Source organism: Chlorogloeopsis fritschii PCC 6912, from assembly GCF_000317285.1.
GTDB classification, from domain to species: Bacteria; Cyanobacteriota; Cyanobacteriia; order Cyanobacteriales; family Nostocaceae; genus Chlorogloeopsis; species Chlorogloeopsis fritschii.
Map to the genome: position 1 here is coordinate 16,942 of NZ_AJLN01000083.1, position 21,887 is coordinate 38,828.

The 21,887-nt window shown below is 41.8% G+C and carries 20 protein-coding genes and 1 tRNA gene; 12 read left to right on the forward strand and 9 right to left on the reverse strand.

Going from position 1 to position 21,887, the window contains the following annotated elements; all coding sequences use genetic code 11:
- Positions 1-172 precede the first annotated feature (172 nt).
- Positions 173-499, reverse strand: coding sequence for a DUF6825 family protein (locus UYC_RS0115365; RefSeq protein ID WP_016872720.1), 327 nt, complete (start codon positions 497-499; stop codon positions 173-175).
- Between the two features lie 362 nt (positions 500-861).
- Here UYC_RS0115365 and UYC_RS0115370 point away from each other — a divergent pair, with 362 nt between their 5' ends.
- A complete protein-coding gene (locus UYC_RS0115370) occupies positions 862-1,812 on the forward strand; it encodes a LysR family transcriptional regulator (protein ID WP_016872719.1) in 951 nt (316 codons plus the stop codon).
- Between the two features lie 98 nt (positions 1,813-1,910).
- On the opposite strand, the gene UYC_RS0115375 is transcribed toward UYC_RS0115370, so the two are convergent.
- The 4 genes from UYC_RS0115375 to UYC_RS0115385 all read right to left on the reverse strand — a co-directional run bounded on the left by UYC_RS0115375 (position 1,911) and on the right by UYC_RS0115385 (position 6,464).
- A complete protein-coding gene (locus UYC_RS0115375) occupies positions 1,911-2,480 on the reverse strand; it encodes an ATP-binding cassette domain-containing protein (protein ID WP_016872718.1) in 570 nt (189 codons plus the stop codon).
- A complete protein-coding gene (locus tag UYC_RS39935) occupies positions 2,443-2,574 on the reverse strand; it encodes a hypothetical protein (protein ID WP_268743975.1) in 132 nt (43 codons plus the stop codon). Before UYC_RS39935 ends, UYC_RS0115375 begins: the two co-directional genes overlap by 38 nt.
- Before the next feature lie 543 nt (positions 2,575-3,117).
- Positions 3,118-3,717, reverse strand: a complete 600-nt coding sequence (locus tag UYC_RS0115380; protein ID WP_016872717.1) for a Uma2 family endonuclease — start codon at positions 3,715-3,717, stop codon at positions 3,118-3,120.
- 26 nt (positions 3,718-3,743) lie between these two features.
- Positions 3,744-6,464 (reverse strand): CBS domain-containing protein, encoded by a 2,721-nt coding sequence (locus UYC_RS0115385; RefSeq protein WP_016872716.1) that lies wholly within the window; start codon positions 6,462-6,464, stop codon positions 3,744-3,746.
- A gap of 164 nt (positions 6,465-6,628) precedes the next feature.
- On the opposite strand from UYC_RS0115385, the gene psbZ reads away from it, so the two are divergent.
- The 5 genes from psbZ (at position 6,629) to UYC_RS0115410 (ending at position 10,062) form a co-directional block, all read left to right on the forward strand.
- Positions 6,629-6,817 (forward strand): photosystem II reaction center protein PsbZ, encoded by a 189-nt coding sequence (gene psbZ, locus UYC_RS0115390; RefSeq protein ID WP_016872715.1) that lies wholly within the window; start codon positions 6,629-6,631, stop codon positions 6,815-6,817.
- A 243-nt stretch (positions 6,818-7,060) separates the two neighbouring features.
- Entirely contained in the window at positions 7,061-7,639 is a 579-nt protein-coding gene (gene ribH / locus UYC_RS0115395; protein WP_016872714.1) for a 6,7-dimethyl-8-ribityllumazine synthase, read from the forward strand.
- Positions 7,640-7,880: 241 nt separating this feature from the next.
- Positions 7,881-7,952 (forward strand) — tRNA-Gly (locus UYC_RS0115400).
- Between the two features lie 432 nt (positions 7,953-8,384).
- Positions 8,385-8,792, forward strand: coding sequence for a hypothetical protein (locus UYC_RS0115405; RefSeq protein ID WP_016872713.1), 408 nt, complete (start codon positions 8,385-8,387; stop codon positions 8,790-8,792).
- 4 nt (positions 8,793-8,796) lie between these two features.
- Entirely contained in the window at positions 8,797-10,062 is a 1,266-nt protein-coding gene (locus UYC_RS0115410) for a glutamate-5-semialdehyde dehydrogenase (protein ID WP_016872712.1), read from the forward strand.
- Between the two features lie 230 nt (positions 10,063-10,292).
- Here UYC_RS0115410 and UYC_RS0115415 read toward each other — a convergent pair whose 3' ends face one another.
- The 3 genes from UYC_RS0115415 to UYC_RS0115425 all read right to left on the reverse strand — a co-directional run bounded on the left by UYC_RS0115415 (position 10,293) and on the right by UYC_RS0115425 (position 13,685).
- Positions 10,293-11,360, reverse strand: coding sequence for a fatty acid desaturase (locus UYC_RS0115415; protein ID WP_016872711.1), 1,068 nt, complete (start codon positions 11,358-11,360; stop codon positions 10,293-10,295).
- A 186-nt stretch (positions 11,361-11,546) separates the two neighbouring features.
- On the reverse strand, positions 11,547-12,620 hold the full coding sequence (locus UYC_RS0115420) for a fatty acid desaturase (RefSeq protein WP_016872710.1): 1,074 nt from the start codon (positions 12,618-12,620) through the stop codon (positions 11,547-11,549).
- 249 nt (positions 12,621-12,869) lie between these two features.
- Positions 12,870-13,685 (reverse strand): acyl-CoA desaturase, encoded by an 816-nt coding sequence (locus tag UYC_RS0115425; RefSeq protein ID WP_016872709.1) that lies wholly within the window; start codon positions 13,683-13,685, stop codon positions 12,870-12,872.
- Positions 13,686-13,771: 86 nt separating this feature from the next.
- On the opposite strand from UYC_RS0115425, the gene UYC_RS0115430 reads away from it, so the two are divergent.
- Positions 13,772-15,001 carry a methionine gamma-lyase family protein gene (locus tag UYC_RS0115430; protein ID WP_016872708.1) on the forward strand — a complete coding sequence of 410 codons (1,230 nt, stop codon included), beginning with the start codon at positions 13,772-13,774 and terminating at the stop codon, positions 14,999-15,001.
- Positions 15,002-15,075: 74 nt separating this feature from the next.
- Here UYC_RS0115430 and UYC_RS0115435 read toward each other — a convergent pair whose 3' ends face one another.
- Entirely contained in the window at positions 15,076-16,275 is a 1,200-nt protein-coding gene (locus tag UYC_RS0115435; protein WP_016872707.1) for a Coenzyme F420 hydrogenase/dehydrogenase, beta subunit C-terminal domain, read from the reverse strand.
- 58 nt (positions 16,276-16,333) lie between these two features.
- On the opposite strand from UYC_RS0115435, the gene UYC_RS36575 reads away from it, so the two are divergent.
- The 5 genes from UYC_RS36575 to UYC_RS0115470 all read left to right on the forward strand — a co-directional run bounded on the left by UYC_RS36575 (position 16,334) and on the right by UYC_RS0115470 (position 21,842).
- Positions 16,334-16,510, forward strand: a complete 177-nt coding sequence (locus UYC_RS36575) for a type II toxin-antitoxin system HicB family antitoxin (RefSeq protein WP_016872706.1) — start codon at positions 16,334-16,336, stop codon at positions 16,508-16,510.
- A gap of 41 nt (positions 16,511-16,551) precedes the next feature.
- Entirely contained in the window at positions 16,552-16,722 is a 171-nt protein-coding gene (locus UYC_RS36580; RefSeq protein ID WP_016872705.1) for a type II toxin-antitoxin system HicB family antitoxin, read from the forward strand.
- Between the two features lie 984 nt (positions 16,723-17,706).
- Complete coding sequence (locus UYC_RS0115460; RefSeq protein ID WP_016872702.1) at positions 17,707-19,143, forward strand: glycoside hydrolase 100 family protein; 1,437 nt, start codon at positions 17,707-17,709, stop codon at positions 19,141-19,143.
- A gap of 392 nt (positions 19,144-19,535) precedes the next feature.
- Positions 19,536-20,921 (forward strand): aromatic ring-hydroxylating dioxygenase subunit alpha, encoded by a 1,386-nt coding sequence (locus UYC_RS0115465; protein WP_016872701.1) that lies wholly within the window; start codon positions 19,536-19,538, stop codon positions 20,919-20,921.
- Positions 20,922-21,107: 186 nt separating this feature from the next.
- Entirely contained in the window at positions 21,108-21,842 is a 735-nt protein-coding gene (locus tag UYC_RS0115470; RefSeq protein ID WP_016872700.1) for a phosphoadenylyl-sulfate reductase, read from the forward strand.
- Positions 21,843-21,887: the final 45 nt, after the last annotated feature.

A 21,887-nucleotide genomic window follows, 5' to 3' on the forward strand; every position in this document is an offset into this window, starting at 1 on the left:
TCTACGCCCAACGCTGCACGGAAGCCGCTAGCTACGCAACGCCTAACGGCGAACGCGTCTACCGCGTCTACGTGTCTACGCCAGTCACCTGCGCTCGTGTTACCCTCCCGCAGTGCTGGCTCACCACCGCACTGGCTCCCCTACTAACTACTAAACTATGGGTTTATTTTTATCAGCCTTTGCTGCTGCGATATCGTTGTAATTCTGTGCGCAGGAGAGCAATTTCTGCTCGCAGTTCATCAATCATTGCTTGCAAATCAACAGGTTCGGAGCCGGGTTGCCCAACTACTGTAGTGTTAACACCACTAGCAGTAGCATCAGCTGCTCGATTTGCTCGCTCCATAACTTCTTCTGTAAACTGGCGCATTTCTTCTCTCAGTTCAGCATCAAATTTGCCTAGTTCACTCAAAGCATCAGTAAAGGCATTTTCTAAACGTTCAGAAAGAACTTCAGCTACTGCTCTACCTACGAAAAATGCTTGTACAAGGGGGTTACTCATAAATTTTTGTTACGCCTATCCGCAAAAAAATTATAACTTGCTCCTCTGCTTTGCTGCTTCTGCTTTAGTGTTGGTAATAGAAATATACAGACTTGCAATTTGGTGATTTCATTGCATGGTCGCTGTATAACCATATATTCATCCTTGTTAATAGCTAACTACCGACAGTACTAGCTTTGAGGAACTCTATAAAAACTAGAGTTATGACTTGAAGCACTAGAAGCACTATTGGATCAACTTAAACAACATTTGTGTTGTTAAACTACTGTATATTAATATTAAGCAACACTCGTGTTGTTAAACTTCTCTACACAGAGAACCAGAAAGCGCTGGTAAGTTATCTATTTAGTAAACGTGTTTCCATGAAAAGTTCTTTGGGGGAAATCAGACAAAGGGATATGTTCCTAAAGTCTATTACGCTCGATCAGTTACAGGCGTTTGAAGCGGCAGCAAGGCACAGTAGCTTTACCCGTGCGGCAGAAGAGTTGTTCGTAACTCAGCCAACAGTGTCTATGCAAGTTAAGCATTTAACACAAGCTATTGGTATGCCCTTGTTTGAACAAGTAGGTAAGCGCGTCTTCCTGACAGAAGCAGGTAAAGAAGTTTTGAGTACCTGTCAAGAAATCTTTAAGTGCCTGGAACGGCTAGAAACAACTATAGATGACTTGAAGGGAATGAAACAGGGGCGACTGCGGTTAGCGGCAGTGACTACAACAAAGTATTTTATTCCTAAGCTACTAAAACCATTTTGCGAACTTTATCCTGGTGTTAGTGTTTCTCTGGAAATCACCAATCATGAAGCACTGTTGGCAAGGCTGAATGACAACCTTGACGATTTATATATTCTCAGTTGTCCACCAGAAAGAGACGATATAGAGGCAACAACATTTTTAGATAATCCACTAGTTGCGATCGCTCCTGCAAATCACCCTTTAGCAAAGCAGCGTAACTTACCTCTAGAGTGTCTAGCAGAGGAACCATTGATTGTGCGGGAAGAGGGTTCAGGAACCCGTAAGGTGATACAAAAGTTTTTTGAGCGGCATGGAATCTCACCCCGAATCAACCTAGAACTCGGCAGTAATGAAGCTATTCACCAAGCTGTAATTGACGGATTAGGTCTTTCAGTGATATCGTTACACACCTTAAAGTTTACAGAAGTCAAAAATCAACTGGCAATTTTGGATATAGAGGGATTGCCAATTCGCTGTCAATGGCAGGTAATATATCCCAAGAAAAAGCAGCTTTCGATTACTGCTACTACTTTCTTAGAATATTTACTCGCGACAAGTCAGCAATTTTCTGTAGACAAATAGAACCAATACCATTGGGGAGAACTCAGAATATCCCCAAGGATAAATAATAGGGAATAGGGAACAGGATATCTTGTACATAATTCATACTGAGTTCTAAGTTAGGAATCGTTGAGTAATTCCTGATAGTATTGTTCGGATTCCTTTGGTAAATATCTAGTCATTTGTATGGCTTGCTGACTCAACTTAAATGCTTTGGTAATATTAATTCGACTTAAAAAATCTAAATCATGAGAAATCACCCAAAGCGCACCTTGATATTCATTGATTCCTTCTACCACTTGCTCAACAGTTTCAATATCTAGGTTATTGGTTGGCTCATCAAGAATTAACAAGTCAATTTCCGAGATGCTAATTATAGCTAATGCCAATCTTGCCAACTCACCTCCACTTAACACTGATGCAGATTTATTGACATCATCATATTTAAATAAGAAGTGTCCTAACTGCTGACGCAAAAGCTGGTAGTTAAGATTTGAGTTGGCAGCTTGCATATTTTCCAGAATTGTTTTTTCTCGATTTATTAGTGCATAGGTTTGATCCAAGTACACGGCTTTCATGGTTGGAGATAGTAAAACCTCTCCTGACTCAAAAAATGCTTCTTCTGAAGAGTCTAGAATTGCCTTGGCTAGACTAGATTTGCCGGAACCATTTGCACCTGCGATCGCCATCTTCAATGCTTAAATTAACTCCTTGAAATAAAGTTCTGCTTGCCTTGATTTCGTAGGCTAAATTCTCAGCTAATAATATTGATTTTTTCGGCATTATCAAACCTCTATCACGTTCAATAGTGCCCACCTGTTTAGTTTGCCAAATGGTGGGTTAACTTGTATAGCCAAGCTGTTAGATAATTGCGCTCTTAACCTGGAAATAAATTTCTGAACTGCAAAGCTAAAACCTAAAACCAATTAAAACTTGTTGAAAGTTGATCCAGTCTTGGAGCAACACAACTTTAGCGTGTTTAAGGCATACTTTCGTTCAGGGCAGAATATACAAAAAAATGCCAAGCCGTATTCTTTTAAGAGCGACTTTATGTAGAGATGATTTGAGAGAAATTCTTTTTTCTTTAAAACATAGCTTCCTGACAACGAACTTGCCGTAGTTATCGTGCTTATTCTTCTTTGACACTTACTGCGTTTGCACAACGCTTTCTTGCTACTACTTCATTGTGGCTATGTCGCTTGAAATGAATTGAGATTTGATACTGTCTACAGTCTAGCAGAGAAACATCCCGCAAATGGATAAAAAATTTAGCGATCGCCGATTTTCACAAAGCTTCAATTATAGTTGAAACTGCATCCTATAGAGTTATTCTTCTTCCCCTACCTCAACTTTCACGCCTTCATAAATATCACTGAAGGGAATTTGAAAATCTATTGATTTGAGTGATAACAACGCATCTGCTGACTCTGCTGACTCATACTCTGTGAATATCCATTGAGATTCAGAATTTTTAACAAACTGCTCAACCAGATATTCGTTTTGGTCAATCATAATATATTCTTTTAATGTCGGTATAGAGCGATAAAATCTAAATTTATTTGTTCTATCATAATTTTCTGTTGATTTAGATAGTACTTCTCCAATCATTAAGGGATTTGTCACCGTGGTAGTGCCAGTAACCTCATATATCGGTTCTCCCTGAATAACCATTACATCTGGATAGGTATAGATGCGATAACGCAGTATCCATAACCTTACATCACCCATGTAAATCTTGTAATTTTTACCCCTCATTGTAAATTTAAAAGTGGTACAAAAATTCAAGGCGATTTCGTTGTGATTAGTTGTACCTCCAGTCATGGGTACAATCTCTCCATCTCGATATTCATTTTTAAATTCAGATTTCTCCTCTAGCTGTAAATATTCTTCTGGAGTGTAGTATGTTTTTGGTGTTTGTGTTTGCATAGAAATTTCATCTTTTTAATTATCAATTACTTGGGATAATGCTGTGCCAAAAAAATCTCAGCTTCTGCCCTATTTTTAATCTCTTCATCCAAGGTAGCTGCTAGTAAATCATCCAGCATTTGGCGATATTGCGGCCCCGGTTTGTAACCTAATTTCTTCAAGTCATTGCCATTAAGAATTGGCTGAACGTTAGCCCAAATAGTTAAGTAATGCCATATCTGCTGCCTGATGACTCGTGAACTGTGTAGGGCTATTAAAATCAACATCGGTAAGTCATACTGTCGTAGTAACTGCACCACTTGGCTGGGGCGCTGGCAGATAGGCAAAGATTCTCTCACCTCAGCTTGTGTCTGAGCTAAATTCTGCAAACGTTCGATGCTGTCTTCTTGCATTTGCAGATTTTTTGCCACTTTGGCACGATATTCTGGAGCTAAATGAGCAACGATCGCTTCTAAGCGCATTTGCCAGTGAACAATTAAAGTCTGCTGGGGATCGAATCTTCGCAAACAGCGTTCTAACAACCGTAATAACCGCAACAAATCTTCATCTAGCTTCAAGGTGGGATGAATGCACTGTAATGCTCCCAAGTCTCCCAGAAGTTGTAACGCCCTTTTCCAATAAGGCGCTTCTAAAATATGCTTTAATTCTGCTTTCAGTCGTGTTTGCAGTGCAGGTGCGCGATTATTTTCTCTGGCAGTGCGATCGTAAACACCACTGTTAATGGCATAGCGAATATATTCTTCAGTTTGCGGTTCAATTTTAAATCCAAAGCGTACAGCAAAGCGTACACCACGATAAATGCGGGTGGGATCTTCAATAAAGCTATTGGCGTGTAAAACGCGAATTTGCTTTGCTTGTAAATCTAATAAACCACCAAAGAAATCAAGTAATTTACCAGCGTGAGGAGGTGTGAGTCGCAGTGCCAAGGCATTGATCGTAAAATCCCGTCGATACAAATCTTGACGAATCGAACTGGCTTCGACTTCGGGATTGGCAGCTGGGTAAGGATAAAATTCGGTTCTGGCAGTGGCAATATCTACCCACAGAGAATCTAATTCTGGATCTTTGTGCCACAGTAAGGCAGCTGTTTGAAAAGCACCGTGAATTTCTAACCGCGCTGCTGGGTAAATTTGTTGAAGTGCCTTTGCCAACTCCACCCCCGCACCAACATCCGCAGCTTTGTGGAAGCCATCGACTACTAAATCGATATCTTGAATCATTAAGGTGCCAGAAGCTTCTTTAGCTAGTAGTAAGTCGCGTACTGCTCCGCCTACCAAATACAAATGCCAACCCCGTTGTTTAGCTTGTACAGATGCTTTGGTAAGTAATTCCCAAAGTTTAGGATCGAGGCGATCGCGCAACTCTGCCAAGTTAGGAACCTCAACATCTTCTCCTTCTCTCCCTCTCTCCCTCTCTCCCTCTCTCCTCTTGTCTCCCTCTCTCTCCTGATGCAGTTCCCGCAACACATCAGTGCGGGTAACAATTCCTACCAATTGCCCATCATCTAACACAGGTAAGCGCCCGATATCATAAGTCACCATCAACGACTCAATTTCTGGGAGTGTGGTATCTGGAGTAATGGTTTTGGGATTGATTGTCATGTAGCCTTTGACAGGCGCGTGACTAAAACCGTGGTGCAAGGCAATGTCAATATCTCGACGAGAAATAATACCTAATAACTTTCCTTGGGCATCCACTACAGATAACCCTGAGTGCCCGTAGCGCAACAAAATTCGCTGTGCTTCCTCAATAGTTGTATCTGGGCGAATGGTACGAACTGGGGAAGACATTAAATCTCGTGCCGTTGGTGGATGGGGAACTTGAGCTTTTAAACCTTCTAGCAGTTGATTTAAAACTTCCTCGTAGTTCGCTCCCCTTAAATTTAAAGATGTGGCTTGAGAATGCCCCCCACCACCGAGTGGTTGAAATATTTTGTTGAGATTGACATCGGGAATTTGCGATCGCCCAATGATAGTTAAACGCGAATCACCATCTCCTAAAGGATATTCATCAGCTAGCAATAAGGCATTAATTTCCGTTAGCTCCATCAACTCGGAAGCCAGACTTGATAGCCCCGGCACAAAAGCACTGGTTTGCAACCTTACCCAAGCTAATGTATATCCTCTTATACATAGATATTGTAAATTGTCAAGAGCTTCAGACAATAACTGCTGCAATTGGGGAGATAAGCCTGGTTCAACATACTCTGCTACTACCGATAAACTTGCTCCTTGCTGCATCAACCAAGCCAAAGCCAGAGCATCTCGTGGTGTGGCATTGTCATAAGTGAGGGAACCAGTATCAACGTGGATACCTAAAGCCATCGCCGTTGCTTCTGCTGGAGAAAGAGAAGTGTGTTGTTTTTGCAATTCCTCAACAATCAGAGTTGTAATCGCTCCTACGGGCGAAATATGGACTTGTGTAGCGGGGATATCGCCATTTTGTTCGAGGTGATGATCGTAAACTACGATTTTCTTTAGGTGGGGTAAATCTATCCATTCAGCAGCTTTACCCAGGCGATCGCGGTGTTGCGTATCTACTACAGTCAAAGAACGAATTTTTTTTGGATTTACCGAACGTCGTTCAATCAGCGCATACTCATCTCGATGCAATGCCAAAAAATCCCGTACAGGTGGGTGAGCACCGCCAGTTAGCACTATCTTACTACCAGGTAGCAAGCGTGTTAATCCTATTGCCGCTCCCAGTGCGTCAAAATCAGCTGTCGTGTGGCACAAAATTAAATCCATAGTCATTAGTCATTAGTCATTAGTCATTAGTATTCAGATATAGGACACATGACTAATGACTAAAGTGTTGCAAATTCTGCTAGCTTAACAATAAGGAAAAACTATCTGTTTTGCCCTCTAAATATTCTACCTTTAGTATTTTCGCTGTCTTGGGAGAAGGGAAAATGAGTATCATATTCCAATTTGCTTTGCTCGCTTTAGTCCTGTTGTCTTTTGTGATGGTAATTGGTGTTCCCGTTGCCTATGCCACCCCACAAAACTGGAATGACTCTAAAAGATTATTGTGGCTCGGTTCTGGAGCTTGGATTGCCCTAGTACTTGTAGTCGCGGCATTAAGCTTTTTCGTAGTTTAGACAAAAACTGCTATCTAGAGCAGGTTAATAACATAGAAGAACAGGGGCAAAGGAGCCAAGAAAGGACAGGGGGACACAAAGACAAGGGGAAGCGGGGATAAATAAATTCAAAGACTGAAAATATTTTGAATGCTTTGTCTCCCCATCTCCCTATCTTCCCATCTTCTAAATCTCCGCTGCTCCTGTTGTCTTTAGAAAAGAAATGTATATATTTGCAAGAGTATAGTTGATTTAGAGGCGGTCATGGCAGTTTTCGAGGGAACTTTTACGCAGACAGAGCCTTTGCGGTTTGCGCTGGTGATTGGTCGATTCAATGACTTAGTTACCACCAAGTTGTTAGAGGGTTGTCAAGATTGCTTGAAACGCCACGGCGTCGATGTCGATCCTCACGGCTCTCAAGTCGATTACATTTGGGTGCCAGGGAGTTTTGAAGTTCCAGTGGTAGCTCGTCAACTTGCACTTTCTGGTCGCTACGATGCCATAATTTGCCTGGGTGCTGTAATTAGGGGACAAACGCCTCATTTTGATTATGTTTCATCTGAGGTAGCAAAAGGTATTGCTGCTGCTTCCTTTCAAACTGGTGTACCCGTGATTTTTGGCATTTTAACCACCGACAGTATGCAGCAAGCTCTAGAACGAGCCGGTATTAAAAGTAATCATGGTTGGGATTACGCCATGAATGCTCTGGAAATGGGTAGCCTGATGCGGAAATTGCGCTCTAACCTTAATCAGCCCTATTCTGGTGATTCGCAATCGTTACCACCTTCACTCAAAAGTGCCAGCGTAGGCGATTTCTCGACGGCTGGAGAAGAACTAGCTTAAGGGGCTAGGGACTAGGGACTAGGGACTAGGGACTAGGAAGAAGCAGAGGGGCTGAGGGGTAAGAACGTCAATTACAATTCTCGTGTCCCCTATCACCTGTTCCCTGTTCCCTGTCCCCTGTTCCCTGTCACCTGTTCCCTGTCCCCTGTCCCCTGTCCCCTATCCCCCTTCTCCTCAAAATTTATTACTACCCCTTGACAACCAGCGATTATTCTGACATATTTGTATATATGTGGCGTTTGCGGGTATAGCTCAGTGGTAGAGCGTCACCTTGCCAAGGTGAATGTCGCGCGTTCGAATCGCGTTACCCGCTTTTAAAATTAAAACTATAATATAGTTAAATTTACTTGTATAGAAGCTTGGTTGTTGGATTTAGAACATCTGAGTTTGCTTTTTATAAGGTCGATCTGCTCCAATTTTTTAATTCTCAGGCTAAAGTTAAAAATCTAAAAGTCTTTCTTTTTTGAAGAAAAAGGGCAATTTTGCAAAGTGTCGAAAGAAGAGAAAAATTCTTTAGATGCCGTAAACAAGATTTATGTAGGATTGGCTACATGAACAGATTCTCAGGTGCAGATTCTATTCGATGCTGAATTGAGCCAAAATATATCTGTGGTGAACAGACACACAAACTGACTGAAATTGCTATAAAAAGAGTGCATAGGAGAGTAACTAGCCCCAAAAACCTTAACAAGGGGATAGTATTTTCCCTGCTTTTTATAAACACGCTCAAGTTATAAGACCGCTTGTGCAATCCCAAAAACCAGAAAAACTTGATTTCAATAGCGAATACCCCTGTCCCTGTCGTCGCCGGGGACGGTTAGTTCCGATTACCCTGACAGAAGCATTTGGATGCGATCGCTGTCAGCAAATCTTTGTAGTAGAAGATAATGGTTATGTGCTGGAGCAGCTTTCTACGACCTATCCTTACAAACGCGCTTGGCGCTGGAATGGTTCTAGCTGGCAGGTTGTTCATCCTCGTTTAGGAGAAAGCTATCTACCAGTAGCGCTTGGTATTATTTTCGTGTTAGTGATTATATGGTTGCCACTAGCACTGCGATTGGCAAGTGGATCGAGCATCATAGCTTGGGCAATGGTAGCGGTGCTGCTGGCGATTCTACCCGCACTAATGGTCTGGCTTACCTACAGACGTTAACTCAATGATAGTGGATGTTTTAGATGATAACCTCGAACCTATTGCCAGCGCTAGACGTGCATATGGCGCTTCCTTCAAGCTGGGAATTACCAAAGGAGCAGATCGCAGTCGTGCTGTATTGGCAATGGCAGAGGCATTAAGGCAGTCTTTTGACGATATTCTGGAAGCCAATACCTTGGATTTAGAAGCCAGCAGGGAAATGGCTGTACCGGATTTAATTTTGGATTGGCTGAAGCTAACGCCAAAACGACTAGAAGCGGCTGTAGAAACTTTGCAAAGGTTAGGGGAGTTATCAGATCCGCTGCGACGGGTACGGAGTGCTGATTACCAACTCGAAGACTCTCAAACTTATACACAGTTAATGCCTTTGGGAGTGATTGCCTTTATTTATGAAGCCTTTCCAGAATTAGCTGCGATCGCGGCTGGTTTGTGTATCAAAACTGGCAACTCTTTGATTCTCAAAGGCAGCACCGAAGCTAGTCACTCTAACGAGGCGATCGCCAATGCTCTACAAAATGGGATTATTGATGCAGGGCTGCCCTCTGGCTGTATAGAACTAATCAAAGCAGAACATGGTGCTTCCATCCGCGATTTAGTTACCCAAGATCAGTACCTGAATTTAGTTATTCCCTACGGACGTTCTAGCTTAATTCAGCAGGTTGTGCGACAGTCTACAGCGCCAGTTTTAAAGTCAGCGATGGGTAACTGTTATCTTTATTGGTCGTTGAGTGGCAGTTTGGAAATGGTACGCTGGATGATCGTTGATAGCCACTGTAGCGAACCAGATCCTGTCAACGCAATTGAAAAAGTACTAATTCATCGCCAAGCGATGCCATCATCCTTAATTACCTTGTGGAATAGCTTGCAGGAAAAAGGCTTTGAAATCAAAGCAGATGCAGAACTAGTAGAAGCTTTTCCGCAACTGCAGTTAGCCAAGGATGGAGAATGGGGAAGCGCTTATTTAAACAACACAGTAGCTTTCAAACTTGTAGATAGCTTAGAAGCAGCGATCGCCTGGATTAACCATTACAGTAGCGGTCATGCCGACTGTATTGTCACAGAATCTTACCAGGAAAGCCGACAATTTGCCTTGGGAGTTAACAGCGCCTCAAGCTACATTAATGCTTCCCCGCGCTTTAATCGCAACCCAGCGCGGGGAGATGGGGTATTTCTAGGTATGTCTAACCAAAGAGGTCATCGGCGCGGTTTAATTAGCTTAGAAAGTCTAACTACTGTTAAGCACATTGTACAAGGCAATGGCAGGTTTTAATTATTTCAACAGTTAGCGGCAAGGAGTCCCCTAGCAAATGTTCTGATTGGTAGGCTCTGGAATGCCGCTCCCCGTATTGGGTACTCGGTACTGGGGATTGGGGATTGGGTACTGGTGATTGGGTATTGGGGATTAGGTACTAGGATTTCTTAATTCCTAATCCCTAGTCCCTAGTCCCTAGTCCCTAATCCCTAGTCCCTAGTCCCTAATCCCTAGTCCCTAGTCCCTAGTCACTTTCTGGGGCTGGTGTAGTAAACTTTTCTGCCGGTATCCGGTACAAAATGACAACTTGTACAAGAACGCCATAAAGAACGCAAAATTGGTTCTTCAGATTTACGGAAGTAATCACCTAAAACAGGTTTAATTGCCTCAGTTGCCTGCTGCAAATTGTAGTGAGGGATATTCAGGAAAATATGGTGGGCAACATGAGTACCAATATTGTGATGGATGTGATTGATAAAACCGTAATCCCGATCAACAGTTGAAAGAGCACCTTTGAGAAAATACCAATCGTTGCCGCGATACCAAGGAATATCAGGCTCAGTATGGTGCAAAAATGTGACTAAATCAAGCCAAATTATAAATACGATATATGGCCCAACATAGTATTTCAGCAACCACATCCAACCCCATTCATAGGTGAGAAACCCTAGCAAAGCGATCATCAAAGTCCAGAGTGTAGTGCTGGTAATAACATCCCATTTTTCTGAAGGTTTAAAAAGTGGGCTGCTAGGTAAAAAGTGCGATCCTGACTTGTTAGGAGAACGCTTGAACAAATACACTGGATAAGCTAACAAAAACAAATAATAACGCCCGATTTTTTGCACCAAAGGCATCGTCTTGTACTGCGATTCCGTCACGGGATACCAGCTTTCATCATCATCGATGTTACCAGTATTTTTGTGATGGGTTCTGTGGCTAATTCGCCAGCCGTGATAAGGAACGAGCAGTGGCGTGTGGGATAAATGTCCAATCAAATCATTGAGCCATTTATGTTTAGAAAAAGATTGATGTCCGCAGTCATGCCCTACCACGAACAAAGCCCAAAACATCGTTCCTTGCATTACCCAAAAAATCGGCATGAAAAACCAAGAATCCAAGTAATGAGCGATCGCATACAGCAGGCTTATGCACAAAACGTCGCGAAAAAAATAATATAAAGATTTTCCCGTATGAGGACGAAAGCATTCCGCTGGAATTGCAGTTTTCAAATCACCAAGAGAAAACGGTAACGTGGTTGCTTCATAGGCTGATTCACAGCTAGAAGAATTGTTTAACTGAGTAACTTTGGATTGCACTGTCTTTTGTTGTTGGATATAAATCGGACGTAATTTTTAGAGGTATTGTCGTTTTAAATCTGCAATACCCAAGAGACTAAAAACTGGCAATTCTCCACCCATTTAAATAGTGAATTGCCAGCATCGGTTAGATTAACACAACTATCAACGCTTGCTTGGCTTTAAACGCAGAGCTTATGCTTTAGATCAAGCCGAGCGAGAAGCCGTTGATCGCGCTGCATAATAATCCTTAAAAGATTGATACCCAACATTAGTTGTGTATAGATGACACTTGTCTGTAATCTTTGTGATTAAAGACCAAGAAAATCGACATTCAGGATATAGATAGTTCCCCCAATTTTCTTTCAGGCTGCGATGAGCTAGCCGCAAATTATAAGAAGGAATGGCTGTAGAAATATGATGGGGAACGTGGACATTGATATCATGGCAAAGAAATTCTACCCAGCGTGGATAATCGCAGTGAACTGTGCCAGACAATTGTGCTAAAGCAGGGTTCCACTTTGTTGATTCCACAAAAGGAATCTCTGGAGCAGTATGGTGAACCAAAGTAAAAGTACTCATCCAGAAATGGAAAACCAGCCAAGGAATAAACCAAAATTTGATAAATCCCCAGATACCAATAGTTGCAAATATTAAGGGGAAAACTACTGCTGCAAACAGCACGACTACAGCTACAGAAAGCTTAACGCTGGATTGGTCTTTAGCGCGGAATTTAGTCCAATCAAAGTGCAAAGCGAACCAATGTAAAATTGAGCCTATCCACCATAGGCGCTTACCCATGAGCAGCTGAAAACCCCACTGATAGAGTTTTCCCCAACTTTCATATTCTTTTGGTCTAATTGGATGCCAAGCGTTGTCTTCTTCTAACTCATTGGTGTGAGCATGATGATAATTATGCTGAATTCGCCAACTATGGAAAGGATAAATTAAGGGCATCATTATTAAATGCCCTACCAAATCGTTTACCCAACGGCGTTTAGCAAACGAACGATGACCGCAATCATGGCCGATCACAAAAAAACCTGTCAAGGCAGTGCCAGTAAAAATCCAGGCTATGGGCAAGAGAAACCAAGGAGCGATCGCGAGACTCCAATAGCCTAAGCCAACCATTAACACATTAGTCAGAACTCCTATCCAAGCTTTGCGACGATTCTGAGCAAAGCATTCCTTGGGCAGGCTTTTGATAATATCTTTGAGCTTGAAGTTGGAAGTCCCAAGATCGTTAGCTGGCTTTAGGGTGTTTATTGTTGTTGTTGTCATGAATAACTCAAAACAAAAAACTTCACACTCAAGTCACTAAAAAAAGTGGCTTGTCGCAAAGTTCCGTAACATTAGCGATTTGGATTATATCAACCTAACGCCTCTCAATGCACGTACATCCTGCCCTGTTTCTAAAATTAAGATTAAAAACCCCCGCTTTTGCTTGGGCTATCACCCAAAAGCGAGGGCAGCTAAAAATCGCACACAGCGCTACTTCATCACTAACGGTTGATGACTAAAGCCATCTAACTACTTTTTCTCTGCCAGCTTGACATTGGTAGCCAGACCAAGTACTTGTAGCAATTGAATAGTCATCCAGGTGAGGTCAATTTCCCACCATTCCAAACCGTGGCGAGCCGAGTATTGATAAGCGTGGTGATTATTGTGCCAACCCTCACCAAACACTAGCAGGGCTACCCACCAACAGTTAGTTGAATTATCACCAGATTCGTGGCTGCGATAGCCAAATTTGTGGGTGGCACTATTCACCAACCAAGTGCAGTGCCAAACGAAAACAATGCGGGCAAAAATTCCCCAAACAACAAACGACCAACCACCCAAAAGCAACAGTACTACACCCAGAGCAATCTGGATGAAAATCATATTGTTGTCTAAAAACTGATAAACTGGGTCGTCGGCAATGTCTTTAGTAAAGCGAGGGATTTCTGCTTCATCGTCTCTTTTGTAAATCAACCAACCCATGTGGCTCCACCAAAAGCCCTTATTGGAATCGTGGGGATCTTTTTCTTGATCTGAGTACAGATGGTGCATACGGTGTGTACCAATCCACTCAATCGGCCCACCTTGACAAGCAAGTGTGCCACAAAATACAAAGAAATATTCCAACCACTTAGGAGCTTGAAAACTGCGGTGGGTGACAAGGCGATGAAACCCCAGGGTAATACCTAAGCCGCCGGTAATCCAGTAAAGAAGTAGCGCCACACCTACTGCTTTCCAATTCCAATTACTAGGCAGTAGGACAAGCAAAGCTCCGAGATGCACACCAACGAAGAATAGGGTGTTAACCCAGTGAATTTGAGGTTTGGTTGAGGTAGCAATTGTCATGCAGTAACCTGAATAAAATTTTGTTCAGCCTGAGAAAGCGTGATTTCTAAATCCGCATTATTATTATTTTTGCGAATGGGGGACTAATGAACAGCTTGGAACAGCTGCGGCAAGCAGAACAAGCACTGATACAGATTTTTTCTGGAATTGACGCTCAGGTCAAGCAAAATCTTCAACGAGTGTTACATTCTTTTCGCCATCATAGAGTTGGCGCGCACCATTTTGCAGGTGTCACAGGGTACGGACACGATGATTTGGGGCGAGAAACCTTAGATCGAGTCTTTGCCGAAGTCATGGGAGCTGAAGCTGCGATAGTACGAGTGCAATTCGTTTCCGGAACTCACGCGATCGCAACTGCCTTATTCGGTGTCCTTCGTCCTGGTGACGAAATGTTAGCGGTGGCAGGCGCACCCTACGACACATTAGAAGAAGTTATAGGTTTACGAGGTCATGGTCAAGGCTCCCTGATCGATTTTGGCATTAGCTACCGCCAATTGGATCTTACTCCAGAAGGAACAGTAGATTGGCAAGCTTTAAGCCGTGCGATAGGCGATCGCACTCGTTTAGTGTTAATTCAGCGCTCTTGTGGCTATTCTTGGCGTTCTAGCTTATCTATTGCCGAAATCGAAAAAATTATTCACATAGTCAAACAGCAAAACCCCAACACCATTTGCTTTGTTGACAACTGCTACGGTGAATTCATCGATACCCGTGAACCCACCCACGTCGGTGCCGATCTGATGGCGGGTTCTTTGATTAAAAACCCAGGTGGAACCATCGCCACTGCTGGTGGTTACGTTGCCGGTCGTGCTGACTTGGTAGAAGCTGCTGCTTGCCGTCTCACCGCTCCTGGTATAGGTAGTTACGGCGGTGCTACATTTGACCAAAATCGCTTGCTCTTCCAAGGCTTATTTCTCGCACCCCAAATGGTAGGAGAAGCCATGAAAGGCACTCATTTAACAGGTTACGTTTTTGACAAACTTGGTTACCCAGTCAATCCCGCACCCCTTGCTCCTCGCCGCGATGTGATCCAGGCAATTAAACTCGGTTCCAAAGAAAAGCTCATTGCTTTTTGTCGGGCGATACAACAGCATTCTCCGATTGGTTCCTACCTAGATCCCGAACCAGCAGAAATGCCGGGTTATGAGAGCAAAGTAGTCATGGCTGGTGGGACATTTATTGAGGGTAGCACCCTAGAATTTTCAGCCGATGGCCCTTTGCGGGAACCGTATATCGTTTACTGCCAAGGAGGAACCCATTGGACTCATGTAGCGATCGCCCTGGAAGCGGCAATTGCAACTGTAGGAAGAGCCTGAGTTATTCCTTGGTAATATACACTACTTTTTAAATAGTAATATCACGCAGAGGAGCCAGTGCGTTGCGGGGGTTCTTACTCCGGTAACTTATACTGCCCAACAATGCGCTTTGCAAACTCTGGTACGTGCTCTTCTAACTTCTGTGGATGATTCCGCTTCACATACAGGTAATTGCGCGTGAAGTGAGAATCAATCGAGAAACGAGCATATTCCAAACCTTTGGGGCCGATTTTTTCAATTACTACCCCCATGAGCTTTGCTGCCCACATCGGCAGAGTCACACCTTTGTCGTAAGCTGGTATACTTTGTTGCACGGCAGCTTTGCGATCGCCTTTGGACATTACTGGCTGAGTTTCGATCAGATCTCTTACCAATTCCAGCATTTCTTTGCCGCGTTCATTTCTCACCAAAATCCACTGCCAGCCAAAAGGCGCGCCCATATAACCCACAACCAAATCAGCCAAAGAATTTACGTAATCAAAACAACTCATGCACGAAGGGGCAAACACATCCTTAAGCTGGTTCGTCTTCAAGCCAAAGAAAGGTACAGTCTCTGTTGATCCATCCTCATGCTTAAAGTGAACCCGAAAATCTTGCATAAACTCGTAATACACAACTGTATCGGGAGATTTGCTTGTGGTTTCTAGGAATTTTTGTAGCCCAGCCCGATTCACATTATCTACACAGGGCGTACCCAAAACGTAGAGCTTTTCTAAACCCAGTTTTTTTTCCACGGCACGCAACGCCTGAATTTGGCAACCAACACCAATTACCAACAGCCGCTTCATTCCCGACTTTTCCACCTGTTCCAACACTGAAAGATTCGGGGAAAGCGTTGGTTTATTTACCCGTGCTGCCAGTATTTCTTCTGGAGTGCGAGCAATAATAGGCATTGGTTGAAAGCGATCTTCCTTAGTATTTTGGACGCAGACAACACCCTCTACCATGCCGCGATTCAACATTTCAATCGCGATCGTACTAACAATACCCGTCCACTGAGCACCGGGAATTGGTTCAGTTTTCCGCGCCGCCATCATCTCTTGATGAACACCAAAATAAAGTTCATCAGGGTTATCCAAATTGCGAGAGCGAGTATGAGTTTGTTCTTCAAGTTCGTCTATCTGTTGATTAATAAAAGCGCAAGCTTCCTTGACATAGTGAATATAATATGTATCGCATAGACCGCATTCACTACATAGTTCCTTAGCAGGGCGACGGCTACTCGGTTTGAGGGCTTTGGCTTTTTTGTGTTTGCTAAAATCAACTGAAGTCATATAAATAAATTGATGGTTTTATCAAAACAGAGCTTTTATTACCATACCTTTACAGGATATGAACTTCACGATTGAAATTGAACAAGAACAGGATGGACGCTTTTTAGCAGAAGTGATAAATTTTCCTGGTGTACTAGCTTATGGACAGACGCGGGAAGAAGCTATTGCTAGAGTCAAAGCACTAGCGTTACGGGTATTAGCGGATAAACTAGAGCATGGAGAAATCAGGACTTAGCTCTATAAAATTACATATTTTTACAAAATAGCAATCTCAAAATGAGCAAGGAATTCAACGTAATTATAGAACGTGATTCTGAGGGCTACTTTGTTGCTTCTGTGCCTAGTCTCCCTGGATGCCATACTCAAGCAAAGTCCTTAGACGAACTTATGGAACGCATCAGAGAAGCTATCGAGTTATGTTTAGAAGTAGAGGAACAGATTAGATAGGTGACAATCAAGTCAAGGTAGAAGCCATTCAAGCTTCTCCCTCTTCATTCTTTGCGCTCTTTGTGTTCTTTGTGGTTCGTTTTTCAAAATCTTTTCAGCAAAACCAGAAAATAGTACTAATGCACTCCTCACCCACATCAACCAACTAGGCAAATTTCCCTTTCCCAAACACGATCGCTCTGAATTATTTGTATATTGTGCGATCGCCTTTTAAAGAATTATTGCTTTTAAGTAATTACTGACAAGTGTATAGTTATCAAATTATCACAGTACATACTTCAATAAATTACAAATCGCTATCCATCCTAATTTTGCATAGTTACCATTCTTTTATGTCATTTACTAATTATTTTAATGTTTAAAACATTACTTGATTATTTTAAGATTTTGGATAGCATCGCTCGTCAACGTTGCTAAGAGTCACCTTCATTCAGTGAATATGCAAAAACGAGCAGTATAAAATACTTTTTCATCAAAAGGAACAAAAGATAATTTTTTAAGTCTAATGTTGCGTAATGTGAAAATTCGTTATAATTTTTTATTATGAGGTTCAGTTCATTTCATCTACAGCCTCAATCATCTATCTAAGATTTAAGTAAATTTACTTAAATGAGCTTGGAATTAATATAAAAACTTCAATCGTAACGAGATATGTTTTTGTATTGTCAAGCAAACTCATTGACTCTTAAGGATAGAAACTCATCATATCTAGATAGATTTGCTCTGACTAAAATCAGCAATTATCTAACTTAATACGGTGGAAAAATACTAATTTTAATTCACCTGTAGAAAGACGAAATACAAGCAATTAAATGTCAATAAGACTGCTGAAATAAATGCTTATTTCAGTTAATTTTGCGCTAATTATTCCCATAATTATCATTCGTAAAGATGAGATTGTTATGATGATAAAAGTGGGAGAAATAAATCGATATGCGTCTACCAAAAAATCTAAATCTAAATTTGTAGGGAGCGGTTCTGGCAATGCAACTAGAAGACTTGGTAACAATTAAATCTCTAGAAAACGAAGCATGGGAAGCACTAGAAAAAACAATTATGTACTATCAAGGGCGTCCTGTGGGAACGGTAGCCGCCCTGGATGGAACAGTAGACGCGCTCAATTACGATCAATGCTTTATTAGAGATTTTGTTTCTTCCGGCATACTATTTCTGATTAAAGGCAGAACAGATATTGTTCGTAACTTTCTAGAAGAAACTTTAAAGTTACAGCCTAAAGAGAATCAGTTAGATGCCTACAAACCAGGTCGAGGCATGATACCAGCGAGCTTCAAAGCAGTTTCTCTGAATGGTGAAGAATATTTAGAAGCTGACTTTGGCGAACACGCGATCGCGAGAGTAACACCAGTAGATTCTTGTTTGTGGTGGATGATTTTATTAAAAGCTTATGTTGCCGCCACCAAAGATTATTCATTAGCATATCAACCTGATTTTCAATATGGTATCAAGTTAATTATGGAGCTATGCTTGGCGACACGTTTTGATATGTATCCCACTTTGCTAGTTCCAGATGGTGCCTGTATGATTGACCGCCGTTTAGGTATTTATGGGCATCCTTTAGAAATTCAATCTCTATTTTATGCGGCATTACGTGCAGCTCGTGACCTTTTAATTTGTAATGGTAATCAAGATATTGTTAATGCTATTGATAATCGTCTACCAGTTCTGCGCGCTCACATTCGCAAACATTATTGGATAGATTTAGCTCGCCTCAATGCTATTTATCGGTATAAAGGTGAAGAATATGGTAAGGGAGCAGTAAACCAGTTCAACATCTACGTAGATTCGCTTCCCTACTATGAATTAGATAGGTGGCTGCCAAAAACAGGTGGTTATTTAGCAGGAAATGTCGGGCCATCACAGCTAGATACTCGCTTTTTTGCACTAGGAAACTTAATGGCAATTATTTCCGATCTTGCAAGCGAAGAGCAATCACAAGCTATTATGAATTTGATTGAAAAACGCTGGCAAGACCTAGTCGGAGATATGCCAATGAAAATCGTTTTCCCGGCATTGGAGAACGAAGAATACAGAATGATTACTGGCTGCGATCCCAAAAATATACCTTGGTCGTATCATAATGGTGGTAATTGGCCTGTCTTGATGTGGATGTTGGCGGCTGCTGCTGTAAAAACTAATAGAATCTGTTTGGCAGAAAAGGCTATTGAAATTGCCCAAGCACGCCTCAGAGATGACGAATGGCCAGAGTATTACGACGGAAAGAAGGGACGACTAATTGGTAAACAAGCTAGAAAATATCAAACCTGGACAATTGCTGGATTATTACTGGCGAAAGAACTGATAAACAACCCTTCAATGTTACCGTTAGTTAGTTTTGAGCCATTTACAGCAGAACAGGTTTCTAGAGCTTGCGAATTTGAAATTGACAGCTTTGATAGCTAGAACCTGAATTAGACAATTACTTTAATTGTGTTGTCATAAAATAAACCATTGTAGTGGTTTATTACTCAATAAAATTTTACAAGCCCGGTTTTTCAAAAAAACTGGGTTCTTCTGCACATTCCAATCGCTTTAAACTAACAACTTGCAGCATTCTCAATTAGCATCCTAGCCCGCCAAGAAATTTATTTCTTGGCTAATAGTTCAAGTCCACTCAAGTGGACTAAAATATTTTTTTCTCAATCTTCTTCATGAAGCAGAGCCTCAACCAATGCTTTCCCAGGCTGGAGCTTGGGAAAGAGAAAAAGGTTTGAGAATTCATTCTGAGTTAGTATTAAGCTAAAAATTAAAATGCATAAAAAGCGTGTTTGATAAACAATTTAGTAATTTTTCTTATGGAAACTCAATTTTCATGGACTAAACAGTGGTATCCAATTAGTCCATTAAGCTATCTAGATTCTTATTCTCCAAATCCTGTCACACTTTTGGGCAAAAAACTGGTGATTTGGAAAGATAAAAATCAAAAGTGGATAGTAATGGATGATTTTTGTCCTCACAAACTAGCACAGCTATCTCTGGGAATTATTAATGAAGATGGCAACTTAATATGCAGACATCACGGATGGTGTTTTAACGGAGAAGGGAAATGCATCAAAATTCCAATGTTAACTGGTAGCGCAGAAGAAACTGCTTGCCATAGTTTAAAGTCTCATATTACTATCTATCCCACACAAATTGCTCAAGAACTTCTTTGGATATGGGCAGATGATAGTACAACTGCCTTCGAGGATTGTACTTTAAAGCATCCGGCTATTATCCCAGAATGTGAATTGAACATATCTTCTGGGGCATGGCACATGACAGAAGTTCCCGTTGGTTACACAGTATCTGTTGAAAGCACCTTTGATCCATCTCATGCTCAATTTCTGCACGAGGGAATTGGCTACTTTTCTCCTAAAACAACAGTGCCAATCCAACATTTTGCAGTTGTGGGAGAAATGTCTGCCGAAGAAGGTTTTACCCTCAAGCACTCAGGCTACAATCTCCTCAACAAAGATATGGACGCCACACGGAAGTTTACTCCGCCTTGTGCTAACACGACAATATATCGTTATCCGAATGGGAAAATTACTCTATTTCAGTTGTACTTTGTTCCCACACGACCGGGTTACTGTAGATATATTGGTAAGTTTATTTCTGATGGCGCTGCGGCTCCAAAAAACTTTTTGTTGGAGATTCTGCCACAATATCTCCGCATCGGGTTACAACATTTATCCACATACAAGCTGAGTGACCAAGATTTAACAGTGATGCACTCTCAAGAGAGTATTGAGTCATCATTACACAAAAAATGGCAAAAGGCATACTTTATGCCTTCCCCTGCTGATATCGGTATTGTTACTTTCAGAAAATGGCTAGATGAATTTGCTGGAGGTAGCCCTGGTTGGGCAGTTTCTCTAGAAAGCAGTGCAAAAAACTTGAATAATGAACAGCTATACGACAGATGGCACAGACATACAAAGCTTTGTCCCCATTGCCGTAATTCTGTGCTGTTTATCGAAAAAGTGCGAACATATTGTCAGATTGGGACTGGATTTTTGGCATTGTTAACATTGGTTTTACTCTTACTAGGTATTCCTTTAAAGCTCGTGTTGACAACCACAATCCTTGGAGTTTTAAGTTTGTTGTGCTCATATATTTTGGAAGATTTCAAGCAACTTTTCTTGAGCAGTATCCCAAAAAGAGGCTTACCTTGGGTGAAACCCTATCAGAGCAATTAAAAATGCGATCGCTATCTACCTCCAAAAAGCCCAATTGCTCACAAGCAACTATTTCTAGAGATATCTAACCCCATAACCCACCCTACAAAAATTGGCAACGCTCCAGAGGAACCGCCCAAAGGGCAATCATACGAAAGCATCTTAAATTGGTAAAATTTAGGGTGAGAAAGAGGAGAACATTCAGACATGGTAGTCGCCCAAAATAATTTAAATATTGCCGCTCTAGAAGCAGAATATAATCAGAAAACACCACGGGAAATTCTCAAATTTGCCCTAGAAACCTTTAACAATATCTCGATTTCCTTTAGTGGTGCTGAGGATGTTGTCCTCATTGACATGGCATCAAAGATTACCAATAACTTCCGCGTTTTTACCCTCGATACCGGACGCTTGCACCCAGAAACATATCAGTTTTTGGATAAGGTAAGAGAACATTATGGTATTAAATTAGAAGTAATGTTCCCGGATGCAGCAGAAGTACAAGCCCTAGTAGAAGAAAAAGGGTTGTTTAGTTTTTATCAAGATGGTCACAAAGAATGCTGCGGTATACGGAAAGTAAAGCCCCTGCGCCGCAAACTCAATACCCTTGATGCTTGGATCACAGGGCAACGCAAAGACCAAAGCCCCAGTACCCGCAACTACATCCCTGTAATTGAAGTTGACACCGCCTTCTCTACCGAAGACCATCAATTAATTAAGTTCAATCCTTTAGCAAATTGGTCTTCCGCGCAAGTGTGGGAATACATACGTGCTTTAGATGTGCCATACAACAAATTGCACGAACGCGGTTTTATCAGCATTGGTTGCGAACCCTGCACAAGGCCTGTATTACCCAATCAGCACGAGCGCGAAGGGCGCTGGTGGTGGGAAGAATCCACTATGAAAGAGTGCGGTTTGCACGCGGGTAACTTACAAAAATAGGACGTTGCTGAAAATAGTGTATTAACTATAGGTTGGGTTGAAGGA

Excerpts from the sequence above, each read along its gene's own strand:
- UYC_RS0115365 (WP_016872720.1), bottom strand. The coding sequence starts at position 499 with ATGAGTAACCCCCTTGTACAAGCATTTTTCGTAGGTAGAGCAGTAGCT.
- UYC_RS0115370 (WP_016872719.1), top strand. The coding sequence starts at position 862 with ATGAAAAGTTCTTTGGGGGAAATCAGACAAAGGGATATGTTCCTAAAG.
- UYC_RS0115375 (WP_016872718.1), bottom strand. The coding sequence starts at position 2,480 with ATGGCGATCGCAGGTGCAAATGGTTCCGGCAAATCTAGTCTAGCCAAG.
- UYC_RS39935 (WP_268743975.1), bottom strand. The coding sequence starts at position 2,574 with ATGCCGAAAAAATCAATATTATTAGCTGAGAATTTAGCCTACGAAATC.
- UYC_RS0115380 (WP_016872717.1), bottom strand. The coding sequence starts at position 3,717 with ATGCAAACACAAACACCAAAAACATACTACACTCCAGAAGAATATTTA.
- UYC_RS0115385 (WP_016872716.1), bottom strand. The coding sequence starts at position 6,464 with ATGGATTTAATTTTGTGCCACACGACAGCTGATTTTGACGCACTGGGA.
- psbZ (WP_016872715.1), top strand. The coding sequence starts at position 6,629 with ATGAGTATCATATTCCAATTTGCTTTGCTCGCTTTAGTCCTGTTGTCT.
- ribH (WP_016872714.1), top strand. The coding sequence starts at position 7,061 with ATGGCAGTTTTCGAGGGAACTTTTACGCAGACAGAGCCTTTGCGGTTT.
- UYC_RS0115410 (WP_016872712.1), top strand. The coding sequence starts at position 8,797 with ATGATAGTGGATGTTTTAGATGATAACCTCGAACCTATTGCCAGCGCT.
- UYC_RS0115420 (WP_016872710.1), bottom strand. The coding sequence starts at position 12,620 with ATGACAACAACAACAATAAACACCCTAAAGCCAGCTAACGATCTTGGG.
- UYC_RS0115425 (WP_016872709.1), bottom strand. The coding sequence starts at position 13,685 with ATGACAATTGCTACCTCAACCAAACCTCAAATTCACTGGGTTAACACC.
- UYC_RS0115430 (WP_016872708.1), top strand. The coding sequence starts at position 13,772 with ATGAACAGCTTGGAACAGCTGCGGCAAGCAGAACAAGCACTGATACAG.
- UYC_RS0115435 (WP_016872707.1), bottom strand. The coding sequence starts at position 16,275 with ATGACTTCAGTTGATTTTAGCAAACACAAAAAAGCCAAAGCCCTCAAA.
- UYC_RS36575 (WP_016872706.1), top strand. The coding sequence starts at position 16,334 with ATGAACTTCACGATTGAAATTGAACAAGAACAGGATGGACGCTTTTTA.
- UYC_RS36580 (WP_016872705.1), top strand. The coding sequence starts at position 16,552 with ATGAGCAAGGAATTCAACGTAATTATAGAACGTGATTCTGAGGGCTAC.
- UYC_RS0115460 (WP_016872702.1), top strand. The coding sequence starts at position 17,707 with ATGCAACTAGAAGACTTGGTAACAATTAAATCTCTAGAAAACGAAGCA.
- UYC_RS0115465 (WP_016872701.1), top strand. The coding sequence starts at position 19,536 with ATGGAAACTCAATTTTCATGGACTAAACAGTGGTATCCAATTAGTCCA.
- UYC_RS0115470 (WP_016872700.1), top strand. The coding sequence starts at position 21,108 with ATGGTAGTCGCCCAAAATAATTTAAATATTGCCGCTCTAGAAGCAGAA.